Raw genomic sequence first — 15502 nt, forward strand, 5'->3', positions numbered from 1 at the left:
CACATCGGTCGCCGATCCAAGGTCGGGGCCGCGACCCTCGAGTCGGTGGTCGTGGAACGCAGCGGTCACGGCGGGAGCCAGGGGCGGGTGGCCGTCGTGGCGCAGTACTCCACGCAGCCCACGGTGTCACGCTCACTGAACGAGCTCGTCCGACAGCTCCTGGGTGGCGGCTACCGGGTTGTCGTCGTCTCGGCGTCCGAGTTCGCGGGCCCACTTGTCTGGGACGACGACGTGGCGGCCGAGATCACCGTGTTGCGCAAGCCCAACCTGGGATACGACTTCGGGTCCTGGGCCGTCGGCCTGGCCTGGGACGAGGGGATCTCCCCACAGGACGCAGTGATCCTCTGCAACGACAGTCTCGTGGGGCCGCTGTGGTCGCTCGAGGGTCTGCTGCGCGAGTTCGAGGCCACCGGCTCCGACGTGTTCGGCCTGACGGACACGGTGCAGTTCCGGCACCACCTCCAGAGCTACTTCCTGGGCTTCCGCCGGGGCGTGCTCGCGGAGCCTGCCCTGCGTCGCTTCTGGGACAACATCGTCCACCTGCAGGACAAGGACCACGTCATCCACCGCAACGAGCTCGGACTCAGCGCCATGCTGCGCAAGGAAGGCTTCTCGGTGACCGCAGCGTTCCCGCACCAACGGACCGTGTCCAACGGACTGAACCCGACGATCAGCGGCTGGAGGACCTTGCTCGAGCTGGGCTTCCCCTTCGTGAAACGCGAGGTGCTGCGAACACCCGAGGTGGCGCCGAACGGCGAACAGATCCCGACGTACGTCCTCAGGCGCTACGGCGTGGACCTCGAGGAGTGGCTGTGAGGCGGGTGACCCCGGCCGCCGTCCGCCGCCGGTTGTCGCGCCTGCGGGCCCGGGTGGCTCCGCGTCGCCGGCTTCGAAAGCTGCTGGGCCGTCCTGAGCTGTCGGTCCTGGGGGACTCCGCCGCCCCGGGCTCACCCGCCGACTTCGAGGAGTGGCTGGGGCGTGTCCGCGGGCGGGCTGCCTCCGGCTTCCCGGAAACCTGGAAGGTCAGGCGCGACCTGCCCGTCGACGCCCCGGTCCGGGTCGGCGTGGCGATGCACGTCTACTTCACCGAGCTGGTGCCGGAGCTGCTCGACGAGCTCGCGACCCTGCCCGTCGAGTTCGACCTCTACATGACCAACGCCTCCGGCGAGACCCTCGACCTGGACGTCGCGGCTCTGCCCCGCCTGTGCAACCTGCGGGTGTTCGACGTCGACAACCACGGGCGCGACATCCTCCCGCTGGTGCAGCTGGTCAACGCCGGTCTGCTCGATCCGTACGAGATCGTCCTGAAGGTCCACACCAAGAAGAGTGTGTGGCGGGAGGGGCACGAGCTCACGGGCACCGGGGAGCAGTGGAGGCGCGAGCTCCTGGACGGCCTCCTGGGGTCGCCTGGCAACGTCGAGCGCATCCTGGGAGCCTTCGCCACGGCCCCGGACCTGGGCATGGTCTCCAGCGACGGCTCGGTCCTCGGGCCGGAGTTCTGGGGCGACAACCAGGCTGCGGCTGCCACCCTGCTGCGGCGGATCGAGCTCGGGCTCGACGACCAGCACCTGCGTTTCGCGGCTGGGTCCATGTACTGGTGCCGAGGTTTCGTGCTGCAGGGGCTGCGGGCCCTCAACCTCACCGCAGCCGACTTCGAGCCGGAGGGCGGCCAGGTCAACGCCACCACGGCGCACGCCCTCGAGCGCGTCCTCGGGCTCCTCGTCCGCGAGAGCGGCCAGCGGGTGGTCGAGGCAGGCGTCCTCGACGCTCCTGATGACCCCACGGCATACACCCGCTATGCGGCCCAGGCGCCTCGTGAGCCGAACGCCCGGGTCGTTCCCTTCTACCTGCCCCAGTTCCACCCCATCGAGGAGAACAACCGGTGGTGGGGCGAGGGCTTCACCGAGTGGACCAACGTCGCTCGGGCTCAGCCGGTCTACCACGGGCACCACCAGCCGAAGATCTCGACGGACATGGGGTTCTACGACCTGCGGCTGGACCGGATCAGGGAGCAACAGGCCGACCTTGCTCGCAGGCACGGCCTGCACGGCTTCATGTACTACTACTACTGGTTCGCGGGCCGGCGGCTCCTGGAGAAGCCCATAGAGGCCCTCGCGGCGGGCGGTCCCGACTTCCCCTTCTCCATCATGTGGGCCAACGAGAACTGGACCCGTCGGTGGGACGGCCGGTCCGACGACATCCTCATCGGGCAGGACTACGACCGAGTGCCGGCCGAGGACTTCATCGACGACGTCATGGACCTGCTCAAGGACCCCCGGTACATGCGGGTCAACGGCCGGTGCCTGCTCTCGGTCTACCGCCCCGGCCAGATGGACAACTTCCCCGACGTGGTCGAGGAGTGGCGCCGCAGGGCAGGGGAGCACGGTATCGAGCTGCACGTGGTGAGTGTCGATGTCGCCCATGAGTTCGACGCCCTGAGCGGCTCTGCTGCCGACAACGGGCTGGACGGACTGATGGGCTTCCCCCCGCACAACCACCTGTGGTCCTGGATCCCTCACGAGGGCCTGCACGTGAACCCGTCGTTCAGGGGCAACCTGCTGAGCTACCAGGCCATGGTCAAGGATGCCGAGGCCAGGCTGAGGTCCGGCCCGGAGGAACAGTACTTCCCGGGAGTCATGGTCACCTTCGACAACACGGCACGGCGGCAGTGGGCTGGAGACGTGTGGTTCGGGGCGAACCCCTACACGTTCCGGCGCTGGCTCGCCCAGGCCGTGAGCGCGGTCTCGGACCGGCCCGCAGACGAACGAGTGGTCTTCGTCAACGCCTGGAACGAGTGGGCGGAGGGGGCCGTGCTGGAGCCGAACGACCGCCACGGCTCGACCTACCTGCTGGCCGTCCGCGATGTCGTCCACGTCTGAACCCACACCACCCCTTGTCGTCCTCCCGGTCTACGGGCAGGTCGAGAAGGCGGCCCGCGCACTGCGTGCCCTCGACCGGTGGACATCTGCGGACGTGCCGTTGCTGGTCATCGACGACCATGGCGCGGAGCGGGTCGACGCGGCGTGGCTCACGGACGTGGTCAGCCCGGGACGACCCACCACGCTGGTGAGCCATGAGGAGAACCTCGGCTTCGTACGCACGGTCAACGAGGCCTTCGCGGTGCGCGAGGGACGGGACGTGGTGGTGGTCAACAGCGACGTCGTCGTCTTCGAGGGCTGGCTCGAGGGCCTGACCGCCGCAGCGTGGGACTCGCGTACGGCCAGCGTGACGGCCACGGCCAACCGCGGCTCGGTCGCCAGCCTCCCAGGGGCGTCGGAGCTCCAGGGGCCCGACCAGCTCGAGCCGCTGGCGTCGCGGGCCAGGTCACGGGCCGAACCGGCCCGGGAGCTGCCGGTCGCGGTCGGGCACTGCGTACTCCTCACCTCCCGTGCGCTGTCCGAGGTGGGGAACTTCGACGAGGCATTCTCACCGGGGTACGGCGAGGAGGTGGACTGGTCGATCCGTGCCGCGCGTGCAGGCTGGCGGCACCTGGCCGCACCGAGCACGCTGGTGTGGCACGACGGCGCCGCGAGCTTCGGCCGTCGGAAGTGGCTCCAGCGTCGTCACGAGCTGCTGCTCCTGCGCCGCTACCCCAGGGAGTTCACGGCCCTGCGGACGCAGGCCAGGTCGAGCTGATCCCGCCCGCGCCGTCGAGGCCCGGATGAGCGGTCAGACCCGCGCCAGCAGGACCAGGGCTTCCGGGAAGAGGACGTGTGCCGGGATCCAGTCCACGACGGTGAACCCATGCTCCCCCCAGACCCGTTCCACGAAGCTGGGGGGTGCCACCGCCCAGCCGTAGAAGTCGGAGGTGCGTGGACCGTCGGACCCGTCGCTTCGATACCAGAAGCGCCCTTCCCGGTACCCCTCGATGTCGGCCGCGAGGTCGTCACTGTTCTCCCGCGACGGGCCGACCGCTGCGTCGGCCCCCGTCGGCTGCGCCGATGCCTCAGCCCTCATCGAGAAGAACGAGTCGTCCAGCAGGGTCAGCGCCACCCAGCCGCCCGGATGCACGAGACGCCCGAGCTCCGCGGCCCAGGCGATGTGCGCCTGCTTTGACAGGTGCGAGAAGACACTGAAGGACAGGACTGCACCGAAGGCGTCCGAACGCAGTGCCGTGGGTGGGAATGGGTCCACCGTGAGGGCATTCAGCCCTGGAAGGGTGGTGTTGACGAGAGCGGTCATGGACGAGTCGACGTCGAGGGCGTAGAGGTCGGTCGCCCGGAGGCTGCCCAGGAGCAGACGTGAGACCCGGCCCCAGCCGGAGCCGAAGTCCATGACGCGGCCACAGTCGGCCAGCCGTGGAAGGCCCCGACGTTCCAGCAGGTCATTCACGACCGCCACGAAGCTGTAGGCCTGGAGGTAGGCGGGCGCGCCAACCTGACCCACGAACTTCGCCTGCACCTCGGGGGGAGGATTGGCGGGGATCTCGACGCCGACGTCGACGACCGCCGGCGCGCGGAGGATCGTGCGAGCCTCTGCGAGGTTCGTGGCCAGGCGGTGGAGCCGAGGGTCGAGCACGTCGACCGGGAGGCCGGACTCCTCGTCTCCGATGACCGCAGGGACGGGCGTCCCTGGAAGTGGCGTGGCAGCCAGCGCGCGGGCGAGAGCTGGGGCGTCGAGGCCACCGGTCGCCAGAGCGGGAAGAGAGCTCCGGATGAGGTCCGTGAGCCAGGGCAGGGCAAGCTCGTCCTCCACCTGCTGCAGGAGGGGGTGGCGCGGCCCCTCGGAGGAAGGAGCCCCATGCCCCAGGGTGACGAAGAACTCGAAACCCTCGGTGGGCGCCGACCCCACCACCTCGAGGTCATGGAAGCCGAGCTCGCCCAGGTCGCGGATGAGGAGGGCGAACGAGGCGGGAGTGAACTTCCAGTGGTGGGCATCGTGGTAGCCCGCCTCGGCGAGCGCACTCTCGATGAGCTCGATCGCCGGTAGCAGGCTCTGGTGCTGGAGGAGCTCGTGACCGGGGTCGCCGTCCTGCCAAGCCAACTTCCCCTCGCGGGCCACGGCGTACGCCACATGGTCGACCAGCGTGCCTGGGGAGTGGAAGCGACGCGGAGCAAGGTGTGCGTCGACGACGTCGCCGACCGATGTGAGGGGCTGGTGCCGGTCGAAGCAGAATCGCTTGTCGGGCACGACGAGCGCCACCCGGCCCTCCCGGTGGATCAGGGTGCTGCAGTCCCGCAGGAAGCCCACGAGGTCGACCGTGTGCTCGATGACGTGGGAGGCGACGATGTAGTCGTAGACCCCGCGCCCCGGGACGGCGTCGAGGAGCGAACCGCCCCTCCAGATGTGGTCGACCTCGTCGATCTGCGCAAGTGCCTCGGGGGGCACTCCCCACGCGTGGAACTTCTCGACGAGCGTCGCGCGGTCGGCGTGGTCCACGGTCTCGATGTGACTGCCGCTGTTCTTCGGCACCAGAGGGTTGTACGAGGGGCCGATCTCTAGGCCTCGGCCGGCGAGGTTGACGAAGGCCAAGGCCCTCTCGACTCGGTCCATCGCTGCGCCCTCGCCCCTCGCCCTGCGTGTCCTGGGTGGTGTGGGGACGGCGGCCGCCCGACGTCCGGGCGCCCAACCTAGCGAAGCCGCTACCCTCGGGCCGGGACAGGACCCCCGACCCGCCGTGACGCGTCCGATCAGCAGGATCGCAACGCTGCGGCGCCACACGGGAGGTCCCACGCAAATGCACGAAGGAGCCCAGGTGACGGAGCCGCCCACCGCCCGCGACTGGTCCAGCTTCCTGGACCACGACTACTCGACGGGCGAGCAGACGCTGGACGGGGTCTGCCCGATCTGCGACGCCCCCACGGCCTACCTGGCTCACGGCCCGTGGCTGCGTGACCTGTTGGTCTGCCCGACCTGCGCAGGATCGTCTGTGCCGCGCGAGCGGGCAATAGCCCGCGTCATCGAGTGGCTCTACCCCCACTGGCGGAGCCTGACCATCCACGAGGCGGCGCCAGCCGCGCGGGGGTCCAGCGCGTGGCTGGCGAGTGGCGCGTCCGCCCTGACGACCTCCAAGTACGACCCGGACCTGCCGCTCGGGGTGAGGCAGGGGGACTGGTCCAACGAGAACCTGGAGGCCCTCACCCTCCCCGACTCATCCGTCGACCTGCTGGTCCACACCGACGTCCTGGAGCATGTCAACCGCCCCGACCTGGTCATGCGGGAGGCAGCACGGGTGCTGAGACCCGGTGGTGCCTGCATCTTCACGACGCCGACCTTCGGCCACCTCGCGACCACGACACGGCGGGCGATCTACCACCCGGACGGCACCGTCGAGCACCTCCTCCCACCCGAGTACCACGGATCCGAGGACCCTGGTCGCGCGGTGCTGGTCACGTTCCACTTCGGCCATGACCTGCCGGAGCTGATCCTGCGATGGAGCGGGATGAGCACCGACGTCATCCGCACCACCGACCCCCGGTCCGGAGTGCTCGGCCAGCACACCGAGGTCTACGTCTGCCGGCCGGCGTGACCCACGGCAGCCCGGCCCCACCGATCAGGGTCCTGGTCGACGCGAGCGCGCTGCCGGCCCAGCGCGGTGGCGTGGGCCGCTACGTCGACGAGGTGGTCCGGGGGCTCGCGCGACTCGACGACGAGGTGCTCGTCGTCGCCCAGGAGCGCGACGCCGAGCTCTACCGCTCGATGGTCGGCCCCACGCGGACCCTGGTCGTGCCTCGGTGGGCCGCGCACCCGGCGCTGCGGCTGGTGTGGGAGCAGATCGGGCTGCCCTTCCTCGTCAGGCGGCACCGGCCCGACGTGCTGCACTCGCCGCACTACACGCTGCCGCTGGCCGTGGTGGGGCGCCGGGCGCCGGCCCGGGTCGTGACCATGCACGACGCCACCTTCTTCAGCCACCCCGAGGTGCACGGGCCCGTCAAGAGCAGGTTCTTCCGGGCCTGGATCCGCGTCTCGTCGCGCCTCGCCGACGCCGTGGTCGTGCCCAGCCGGGCGACCGCCGGCGAGGTCGTGGCACACGCCGGGGCCGACGCGGGTCGGATCCGGGTCGTCCCGCACGGCGTTGACCTCGAACGGTTCCGCCCGGCGTCCGCCGCGGAGGTCGAGGCGGCCCGGGAGTGGCTCGGCACCGGTGACACCCCCTACCTGCTGTTCCTCGGCACCATCGAGCCGCGCAAGAACGTCCCTGCGCTCGTGGACGCGTACGTGCTCGCCTGCGAGGGCCGCCCCGACCCGCCCGTGCTGGTCCTCGCCGGGGCCCGCGGCTGGGAGGACCGGCTGGAACACGCCGTCGCTCGGGTGCCGGAGCCCCTGCGGGTGCTGCGACCGGGGTTCGTCCCGGACGACCTCCTTCCGGGGTTGCTGGGCGGGGCGCTGGTGATGACCTACCCGAGCCTCGGGGAGGGGTTCGGCCTGCCGGTCCTGGAGGCCATGGCGTGCGGGGCCGTGGTGTTGACCACCCGCGAGCTCTCGCTGCCGGAGGTCGGCGGCGACTCCGCGGCATACGCCCCGGGCACCTCGGCCGAGGCGCTCGCCGGCACGCTGGCCCAGCTGCTCGACGACGTCGACATGCGGGGACGCCTGGCTGCATCCGGTCGCGTGCGGGCTCTAAAGTTCTCCTGGGGACGCGCGGCGTCCCTCCACCAGGAAGCGTTCAAGGGGGCAGTGTTGGGCAGGACCTCGAGGGCACGCGCGGAGGCGCGGGGCTTGTGAGCCGCACCCGGTTGCTGGTGGTGACGTACTCGCCGGGGGAGTTCCTCGACGAGCTGCTCACGTCGGTCAGGCACGCCAGCCACGACGCCATCCCGGTGACCATGGTGGACAACGGTTCCACCGACGGAGCACCAGAGCGGGCGCGTGACCAGGGGCGGGCCGAACTGGTCTCCAGCGGGTCGAACCTCGGGTACGGCCGCGCGGTCAACCTGGGTGCGTCGGCGGCGACCGAGGAGTGGCTGCTCGTCACCAACCCGGATGTTCGCTTCGAGGCGGGGGCGGTCGACAAGCTGCTCGACGCCGCGCATCGCTGGCCGCGGGCAGCGGCCCTCGGGCCGGGCATCGTCACCGACGACGGCCTGCTCTACCCCTCGGCTCGGCAGATCCCGCGGCTGCGCAACGGTGTCGGCCACGCGCTGCTGGGCTGGGCGTTCCCGCGCAACCCCTGGACCGTCCGCTACCGCCGCGAGCGTCACGAGCCCGTCGAGGGGCGGGTCGGGTGGCTGTCGGGTGCCTGCCTGCTGCTGCGGCGTGAGGCCTTCGAGGAGGTCGGGGGGTTCGACCCGGCCTACTTCATGTTCTTCGAGGACGTCGACCTGTGTGAGCGGCTCGGCCTGGCCGGGTGGGACGTCGTGTACGTGCCCGAGTCCGTGGTCGTGCACCACGGTGGCCATGCCACCAGCCGCAACCGCGACGCCATGTCGTGGGCACACCACCAGAGCGCCTACCGCTACCTCGCCCGGCGCTACTGCGGCCCGGGCCTGTTCCCGGTCAGGGCCGTGATCTGGGCGGGTCTGCGCCTGCGCTATCTTGCTTCACGCCGTAACGACCGTGTGCTGCACGGTGCGCCGCCCACGCGGCCGGCCGAGCTGCTGCCCGACGTCCCAGCCGAGCTGCTGGACGAGCTCGCGGGCGACGGCGTGACCTCCCTCAACCAACCGCAGGAGACGCCATGAAGGTCCTCGTGACCGGTGCGGCCGGCTTCATCGGCTCCAACTTCGTGATCCGTGCCCGCGAGGTGCGGCCGCAGTGGGAGCTCACCGTCCTGGACTCCATGACGTATGCCGCGAACCTCGCCTCCCTGGACCCGGTCGCCGACGAGGTGCGGGTCGTCAAGGGCTCGGTCACCGACCCCGAGCTCGTGGACGAGCTCGTCGCGGCGCACGACCTGGTCGTGCACTTTGCCGCCGACTCGCACAACGACAACAGCCTCGACGACCCGTGGCCGTTCATCGACACCAACATCATCGGCACCTACCAGCTGATCCAGGCGGTGCGGCGGCACGACAAGCGGATCCACCACATCTCCACCGACGAGGTCTACGGCGACCTCGAGCTCGACGACCCCGCCAGGTTCACCGAGTCGACCCCGCTCAACCCGTCCAGCCCCTACTCGGCGAGCAAGGCCAGCGCCGACCTGCTGGTGCGTGCGTGGATCCGGTCGTTCGGCCTCAAGGCGACGCTGTCGAACTGCTCCAACAACTACGGCCCCCGGCAGCACCCCGAGAAGCTCATCCCTCGCCAGATCACCGGGATCATCGACGGCATCAAGCCCAAGCTCTACGGCGAGGGCCTCAACGTCCGCGACTGGATCCACGTCGACGACCACAACGACGCCGTCATCGCGATCGTCGAGCAGGGCCGCCTGGGCGAGACGTACCTCATCGGCGCCGACGGCGAGATGAACAACCGCGACATCATCGGGCTGATCCTCGAGCTGATGGGCAAGCCGGCCGACTGGTTCGAGCACGTCCCGGACCGCCCGGGCCACGACCTGCGCTACGCCATCGACTCCAGCAAGCTGCGGGCCGAGACCGACTGGCGCCCGGCGCACCCCGACGTCCGTTCCGGCTTGGCCGACACCATCGCCTGGTACGAGGCCAACGAGGACTGGTGGCGCACCGCCAAGGTCGTGGCCGAGACCCGCTACCAGAAGCTGGGGCGCTGAGAGTGACGCGCTGGGCGATCACGGGCGCCGGGGGTCAGCTGGGCCTCGACCTCCAGGTCGCCCTGGCGCTGTCGGGGGTCGACGAGAAGTCGGTGACCGCCCTGAAGCGGTCCGACCTCGACGTGACGGACCTCGACGCGGTCCGCGACGCGGTCCGGGGCCACGACGTGGTCGTCAACTGCGCGGCATACACCAAGGTGGACGACGCGGAGACCCACGAGGCGGAGGCGTTCGCGGTCAACGCCGTCGGTGCCGGGAACCTCGCCACCGCGTGTCGCCAGACGGGCGCCAAGCTCGTGCACGTGTCCACGGACTACGTGTTCTCGGGCGATGCCGAGGAGCCGTATGCCGAGGACGCGCCGCTCGCGCCGCGCTCGGCCTACGGGCGGACCAAGGCCGCCGGCGAGTGGGCGGTCGAGGCGCACTGCCCGCAGTCGTGGATCGTCCGCACCGCATGGCTCTACGGCGGTGGAGGCCCCAACTTCGTCAAGACCATGGCCAGGCTTGCGGGGGAGCGGGAGACGCTGTCGGTCGTCGACGACCAACGCGGCCAGCCCACCTGGACCATGGACGTCGCGGAGGCGATCCTGCGACTGGTGGGCGAGCGTGCGCCGTACGGCGCCTGGCACGCCACCAGCCGGGGGGAGACGACCTGGTGCGGGTTCGCGCGAGCGGTCTTCGAGGGACTGGGGCACGACCCGGAGCGGGTCCGGCCCATCTCGAGCGCCGAGTACCCGGTGCCCGCGCCGCGACCGGCGTACTCGGTGCTGGGGCACGAGGCCTGGCGGATGGCGCGCATCGCCCCGCTGCCGGACTGGCGCGAGAGCCTGGCCAAGGCGCTGCGCCAGGGCGTAGCGGAACCCCTGACCCCGCCCGCGACTGCCACGACCTGACCACTGCCGGGGCCACGATCGGAGGCCACGACGGGGGGGCCACGACGGGGGCCACGACCGGGGCCATGACCGGGGCCATGACCGGGGCCATGACCGGGCCACGACCGGGGCCATGACCGGGGCCACGACCCTGACCACTGCCGGGGCCACGATCGGACAGGCGGGAGTGTCAGTGGTCGCCCCTAGCGTTGGTTCATGGCAATTTCCCCGCACGCACTCCCGGACCGGAAGCTGGCTGCGCCCGGTTCCTCGGGCCGGCCGGTGCTGGGTGGTGTGCAGGCGGGTCTTGCGGCTGTGCGGGGGTCCGCGCCCGAGCGCATCTGGGCGCTGACCGACGACGAGGTGGGCGAGTCGATGAGCGCGCTGGCCGACCTCGCCACGGCCACCTCGGCCCTGCTCGTGAGCGTGCTGGCCGAGGCCCGTCAGCGCAGCCTCGGCTCCGGGGAGGGCTGGGACCTGCTCGACTGGGCGCGGGCGCACGCACCGATGCTGCCCGCACGCACCCTGCTCGACGCCCATGCGGTGGCGGGGGCGGTGGGGGACCTGCGACTGGAGGCGGTGGTCGACGCGGTCCGCGCGGGGGCACGGCCGCCCTGCGAGGTCGAGGCAGACGCGGCCGAGACAGACGAGGTCGAGGCAGACGAGGGCGCCCCTGGAGACGGCGACGGAGGTCGCAGCGGTGCCGACGCGGTCCTGCCCGTGGGTAAGGCGGCGCAGCTCGTGCGGTTCAACACCGGGGTGCGCGGGCTGGCCGACCCGGCCCAGCTCGAGGGTGCCACGGACCAGTTGCTGGCCAGTTCCTGCGGACCCCGCGGGCTCTCCGAGAAGGACGTCGGGTGCGCTGTCCGGCGCACGGCCGACCTGCTCCGCCCCGACCGGCTGGTCGAGCACGACGCCGACGTCCGGCGGGCACACCAGTCGTGGGTGAAGAGCAAGGGCCCCTGCGGCCTCTCCCGCTACACGTTGCTGCTCGACGAGGAGGCTGCGGCCATCGTCGACGCCGCGGTCGACGTGTTGGCCAAGCCGAAGCCGGACGCCGACACCGGGGAGCACGACCCCCGCACGCCCGCCGCCAGGCGTGCCGACGCCCTGGTCGACCTCGTCCGGCGCGCCGTCGCGGCGCCGGACGGGCAGCCCAAGCAGCCCAAGACCATGCTCACCGTCACGGTGCCGCTCGCCGTCCTCCGTGGCGAGTGCCGCGGGGCGGGCATCCTGCCCGACGGCTCGCACCTGACCGCCGCCACGGTGCGGCGACTGGCCTGTGACGCCCACATCGTCCCCGCGGTCCTGGGTAGCCGCGGCGAGGTGCTCGACCAGGGCCAGGCGGTCCGGCTGCTCACCCGGCCGCAGCTGCGCCACCTCTGGCAACGGGACAAGCGATGTACGTTCCCAGGCTGCTCCAAGCCGCCGGCGTGGACGGACGGGCACCACCTCGTCCACTGGGCCGACGACGGTCCGACCGACGTGGGCAACTCCGCGCTGTTGTGCCGAGCGCACCACACGGTCGTGCACCGGGAGCGCTACGGCGGTCGCGTCGTCGACGGCCCGGAGGGGCCGCGGGTGGTGTGGGACCTCAGGGCCGACTCGTACGACGCGCACCTCGAGGCGTTCCGCGCTGCCCGCCGCGCCGATGGATCGCCGCCTCGACCATGACCCCGCCCCGGACCCCACCGCGTGGTGGGGACTCTGGCGTGTCTCGGCGTCGGTGGGGGCGACTTCTCGCCCGCCCGGGCACCAGGTGCACGCGCACCTCCGACGGTCAGCGACGGCGGGTGAGTCGGGCGAGCGCGCCGGGCATCGAGGCGAGTCCTCGGCACCATCGCCGCAGGTGGAGGCGGAGTAGCTCACTTCTCGTCAGTGTCCGGGCTCGGTGGGAGCTGACCAGGTGCTCGGCCGGTGGGAGGAGGGCGCGGCGCAACGTGGCGGGCTTCTCCCGCCAGGGAGCGCGGCGCAGCTCGACCAGCCACATCATCGAGGGACCGAAGCCCCGTTGCCGGGCATGCCACTCGGCCAGCCGGGAGGCCAGGGCCGGGTCGTCGGCCGTTGCCGCTCCGGCTGCCCCCACCGCCGCAAGCAGGGGTGCCGCCGATCCTGCCGCCCCGGCGACAGCGGCGAGCTCGGCCAGCTCGGCCCTGGCTGAGGGGGGCCATCGTTCCGCGGCGGCCTCGAGGTGGGCCAGGTCCTCGCGGCTCTGGGGCTTCCCGGGGTCGCGGAGGGCGTGCAGGCCGACGACCAGCGCTTGACCCTGCGTGGACGGCGTGGCCACCCGGCGTCCGGCGAGCTCGACCTCGGTGCGACTGGCCCAGAGCGCGTCGAACACGACGGCGGGGTCGGCGAGGAAGCCCGGGAAGTTGTAGTGCACGTCGACGTCGCACGGCCACTCGCGGTGGAGGTAGTGCGCCGAGTGGTCGAAGGCGAACTCACCGGCATACCGCAGCACACCGATGGGCGTGCGCAGCTGCCAGCCGGCCGACTCCATCGCGCGGCACACGGAGTCGAACGACGCCGGGTCGACCAACACGTCGACGTCTCCCGAGGGGCGGGTCGGGCGGACGCCGAGCGCGACGGCGGTGGGGCCCTTGATGAAGAGCACGCGCGCGTCCGCACCCTCGGCGAGCCGCGCCACCAGGGCGTGGGCGAGCAGCACGGCCTCGTCCAGGCGCAAGTCCGCCCGGGCCTGCTCAGCGCCCCTGCCCATGCGCGGAGTATGACACCGGCCACGGCGCCCGACGGCCCGATCGCACTAGGGTCGGGGACATGCTCGCCGTCTACGCGAAGTCCCAGTCCGCCGACGACCCCCTGTCCGGCCTCGAGGTCGGGGAGCGCCCGAACCCCACCCCGCGTGAGGGCTGGGCCACGGTGACCCTGCGCACCGCGGGGCTCAACCACCACGACGTGTGGTCGCTGCGGGGCGTGGGCCTGGCCGCCGACCGGCTGCCGATGATCCTCGGCTGCGACGGGGCCGGGGTCGACGAGGACGGCAACGAGGTCATCGTGCACGCCGTCGTGCCGAGCGAGGGCTGGCAGGGCGACGAGACCCTCGACCCCCGTCGCACGCTCCTGTCCGAGCTGCACGACGGCACCCTGGCCGAGCAGGTCGCCGTGCCCCGGCGCAACCTCGTCGCCAAGCCGGAGGGCCTGTCGTGGGAGCACGCCGCCTGCCTGTCCACCGCCTGGCTGACGGCCTACCGGATGCTCTTCACCAACGCCGGGCTCACGCCGGGGGCGACCGTGCTCGTGCAGGGCGCCGGCGGAGGCGTTGCCACCGCGCTCGTCCAGCTCGGGGCCGCCGCCGGGTACCGGATGTGGGTCACCTCGCGGGACGAGGCCAAGGGGCAGCGCGCGCTCGAGATCGGGGCGGACCGCGCCTTCGGCAACGGGGAGCGCCTGCCGGAGCGGGTCGACGCGGTCATGGAGACCGTGGGCGCCGCGACCTGGTCGCACTCGGTCAACTCGCTCAACCCCGGCGGCACCATCGTGATCTCGGGCGCGACGTCCGGCGACGCGCCCGCCAAGGCCGAGCTGACCAAGATCTTCTTCAAGCAGCTGCGGGTCGTGGGCTCGACGATGGGCACGCGGCTGGAGCTCGAACGGCTGGCGCGGTTCGTCGTGCAGCGCGGGATCGAGCCGGTGGTCGACAGCGTCCTGCCGCTCGCGGACGCACGCACCGGGTTCGAGCGGATGGCGAACGGCGACGTCTTCGGCAAGGTGGTCTTCACCGTGGGGTGATGTGGGCGGATGCGGGCTGGTCCGGACTTGATCTGCTCGCGTCGGTCCCGGAGCCGTTCAGGCGGTTCTCAGGATTCAGGCGTATCACCGTCGCATGGCCGAGATGCCCCACCCCCACTCACCGGACGAGGTGATCGACCCCCGCTGGACCCGGCTGCTCCACGCCGGCGCAGGGGAGGAGTCTTCGTCCCACGGTTCTTCGGGTCACGCCCACCTCGGCGAGGAGATGCGCGCGATCATCGAGCCCTGGGAGGCGGGCCGGCGCAGCACCCGGGAGACGCTCAAGGCCCTCAAGGACCTCGCCGACGACGCCCTCTGAGCGGACCCGGCCCGACGACGCCCTCTGGGTGCGCCCCGGACCTCGGCATGCTCAGGGGGTGCCACCTCGTGCGGGCGTGCCTGCGCAGTCGCGGGCGCCCGCGTCAGCGCGGGCTGATCTGCAGCCAGTCGTACCAGCCGTTGTGCAGCACCAGCCACGCGATGAGGCCGTAGCCCGCCTGGCCCGGGTGGTGCGGCACCGAGCTGGCCGCCAGGTCGCTCTGCCACTGCTCGTGCCCCAGCAGCGGGCTGAAGCAGTCGACGAACGGCACCCCCCGGCGCGAGCACACGTCGCCCTGCGCCTCCACGAGCACGTCGAGCTTCTCGTTCACCTCGGGGTCGTCGGTGGGGGCCGGGCTGACCACGAACGTGCCGATCCCCGCGCTCGCGGCGTCGTCGAGGATGTTGGCCAGGTTGAGCCGGTGCCGCGCGAGCGAGACACCCGACGCCGCGTCGTTGCCCCCGATCGAGACGACCACGCGCTTCTCGGACCGGCCCGCCCAGCGCGGCTCGCACTCGGGCTTCCAGCGGGCGAGCAGGTCGGCCGTGGTGTCGCCGCGGACCCCCAGGTTGTATGCCGTGAGCGCCAGGTCAGGGTGCTGGGTGCGCCCCACGACGCGGGTCACCCAGCCCTGGCCCTTGGGGTCGCCGACCCCTGCCACCATGGACGCGCCGAGGAACACCAGGGCGACGTCACGCTGGCCCTCCGTGGACACCTGGAACTCGGCGCTCGGGGTGAAGGTCGGCTCGCTCACGCGTCAGTCCTCGTCGTCGTCGAGCCGGGCCAGCCAGGTGGCCAGTCGCTCGACGGGGGTCTCGAATTCGGGGTTGAGGTCCACGAACGTGCGCAGCTGGTCGGCGAGCCACTCGAAGGTGACCTCCTCCTCGCCACGTCGAGCAGCCAGCTCCTCGATGCCACGGTCGGTGAAGTACACGGCTGCAAGGCTAC

General features: G+C 71.7%; 15 protein-coding genes. 11 read left to right on the top strand and 4 right to left on the bottom strand.

Annotated features, from left to right (window positions below; all coding sequences use genetic code 11):
* The first annotated feature begins 51 nt into the window (after positions 1-51).
* From ACYVDO_RS11950 to ACYVDO_RS11960, 3 genes are read left to right on the top strand one after another with little or no spacing between them, the layout of a single operon-like run.
* On the top strand, positions 52-816 hold the full coding sequence (locus ACYVDO_RS11950; RefSeq protein ID WP_460936104.1) for a rhamnan synthesis F family protein: 765 nt from the start codon (positions 52-54) through the stop codon (positions 814-816).
* The gene (locus ACYVDO_RS11955; protein ID WP_460936106.1) at positions 813-2879 is read left to right on the top strand and encodes a glycoside hydrolase family 99-like domain-containing protein; all 2067 of its coding nucleotides are present in this window, start codon (positions 813-815) and stop codon (positions 2877-2879) included. Before ACYVDO_RS11950 ends, ACYVDO_RS11955 begins: the two co-directional genes overlap by 4 nt.
* A complete protein-coding gene (locus ACYVDO_RS11960) occupies positions 2863-3636 on the top strand; it encodes a glycosyltransferase family 2 protein (protein WP_460936108.1) in 774 nt (257 codons plus the stop codon). Before ACYVDO_RS11955 ends, ACYVDO_RS11960 begins: the two co-directional genes overlap by 17 nt.
* Positions 3637-3669: 33 nt before the next feature.
* Here the strand turns inward: ACYVDO_RS11960 and ACYVDO_RS11965 are convergent, their stop codons facing one another.
* Positions 3670-5493, bottom strand: coding sequence for a methyltransferase (locus ACYVDO_RS11965; RefSeq protein WP_460936110.1), 1824 nt, complete (start codon positions 5491-5493; stop codon positions 3670-3672).
* 202 nt (positions 5494-5695) lie between these two features.
* On the opposite strand from ACYVDO_RS11965, the gene ACYVDO_RS11970 reads away from it, so the two are divergent.
* The 6 genes from ACYVDO_RS11970 (at position 5696) to ACYVDO_RS11995 (ending at position 12159) form a co-directional block, all read left to right on the top strand.
* Positions 5696-6469 (top strand): class I SAM-dependent methyltransferase, encoded by a 774-nt coding sequence (locus tag ACYVDO_RS11970; RefSeq protein WP_460936112.1) that lies wholly within the window; start codon positions 5696-5698, stop codon positions 6467-6469.
* Positions 6466-7665: a glycosyltransferase family 4 protein gene (locus ACYVDO_RS11975; protein ID WP_460936114.1), complete on the top strand. Its 1200-nt coding sequence runs from the start codon at positions 6466-6468 to the stop codon at positions 7663-7665. The genes ACYVDO_RS11970 and ACYVDO_RS11975 overlap by 4 nt, the downstream gene beginning before the upstream one ends.
* Positions 7662-8621 carry a glycosyltransferase family 2 protein gene (locus tag ACYVDO_RS11980; RefSeq protein WP_460936116.1) on the top strand — a complete coding sequence of 320 codons (960 nt, stop codon included), beginning with the start codon at positions 7662-7664 and terminating at the stop codon, positions 8619-8621. Before ACYVDO_RS11975 ends, ACYVDO_RS11980 begins: the two co-directional genes overlap by 4 nt.
* Positions 8618-9613, top strand: a complete 996-nt coding sequence (rfbB, locus tag ACYVDO_RS11985) for a dTDP-glucose 4,6-dehydratase (RefSeq protein WP_460936118.1) — start codon at positions 8618-8620, stop codon at positions 9611-9613. The genes ACYVDO_RS11980 and rfbB overlap by 4 nt, the downstream gene beginning before the upstream one ends.
* 2 nt (positions 9614-9615) lie before the next feature.
* Positions 9616-10506 carry a dTDP-4-dehydrorhamnose reductase gene (rfbD, locus tag ACYVDO_RS11990; RefSeq protein WP_460936120.1) on the top strand — a complete coding sequence of 297 codons (891 nt, stop codon included), beginning with the start codon at positions 9616-9618 and terminating at the stop codon, positions 10504-10506.
* A gap of 195 nt (positions 10507-10701) precedes the next feature.
* Positions 10702-12159, top strand: coding sequence for an HNH endonuclease signature motif containing protein (locus tag ACYVDO_RS11995; protein WP_460936122.1), 1458 nt, complete (start codon positions 10702-10704; stop codon positions 12157-12159).
* A gap of 106 nt (positions 12160-12265) precedes the next feature.
* Here ACYVDO_RS11995 and ACYVDO_RS12000 read toward each other — a convergent pair whose 3' ends face one another.
* The gene (locus tag ACYVDO_RS12000; RefSeq protein WP_460936124.1) at positions 12266-13204 is read right to left on the bottom strand and encodes a nucleotidyltransferase family protein; all 939 of its coding nucleotides are present in this window, start codon (positions 13202-13204) and stop codon (positions 12266-12268) included.
* 59 nt (positions 13205-13263) lie between these two features.
* Here ACYVDO_RS12000 and ACYVDO_RS12005 point away from each other — a divergent pair, with 59 nt between their 5' ends.
* Entirely contained in the window at positions 13264-14235 is a 972-nt protein-coding gene (locus ACYVDO_RS12005; RefSeq protein ID WP_460936126.1) for a zinc-binding dehydrogenase, read from the top strand.
* 94 nt (positions 14236-14329) lie between these two features.
* Positions 14330-14554 (top strand): hypothetical protein, encoded by a 225-nt coding sequence (locus tag ACYVDO_RS12010; protein ID WP_460936128.1) that lies wholly within the window; start codon positions 14330-14332, stop codon positions 14552-14554.
* 103 nt (positions 14555-14657) lie between these two features.
* On the opposite strand, the gene ACYVDO_RS12015 is transcribed toward ACYVDO_RS12010, so the two are convergent.
* Together ACYVDO_RS12015 and ACYVDO_RS12020 are read right to left on the bottom strand one after the other, a co-directional pair.
* Positions 14658-15308, bottom strand: coding sequence for a GDSL-type esterase/lipase family protein (locus tag ACYVDO_RS12015; RefSeq protein ID WP_460936130.1), 651 nt, complete (start codon positions 15306-15308; stop codon positions 14658-14660).
* Between the two features lie 3 nt (positions 15309-15311).
* Positions 15312-15488 carry a DUF6104 family protein gene (locus ACYVDO_RS12020; protein WP_310154928.1) on the bottom strand — a complete coding sequence of 59 codons (177 nt, stop codon included), beginning with the start codon at positions 15486-15488 and terminating at the stop codon, positions 15312-15314.
* Positions 15489-15502 lie beyond the last annotated feature (14 nt).

This window comes from Phycicoccus ginsengisoli, from assembly GCF_054779295.1.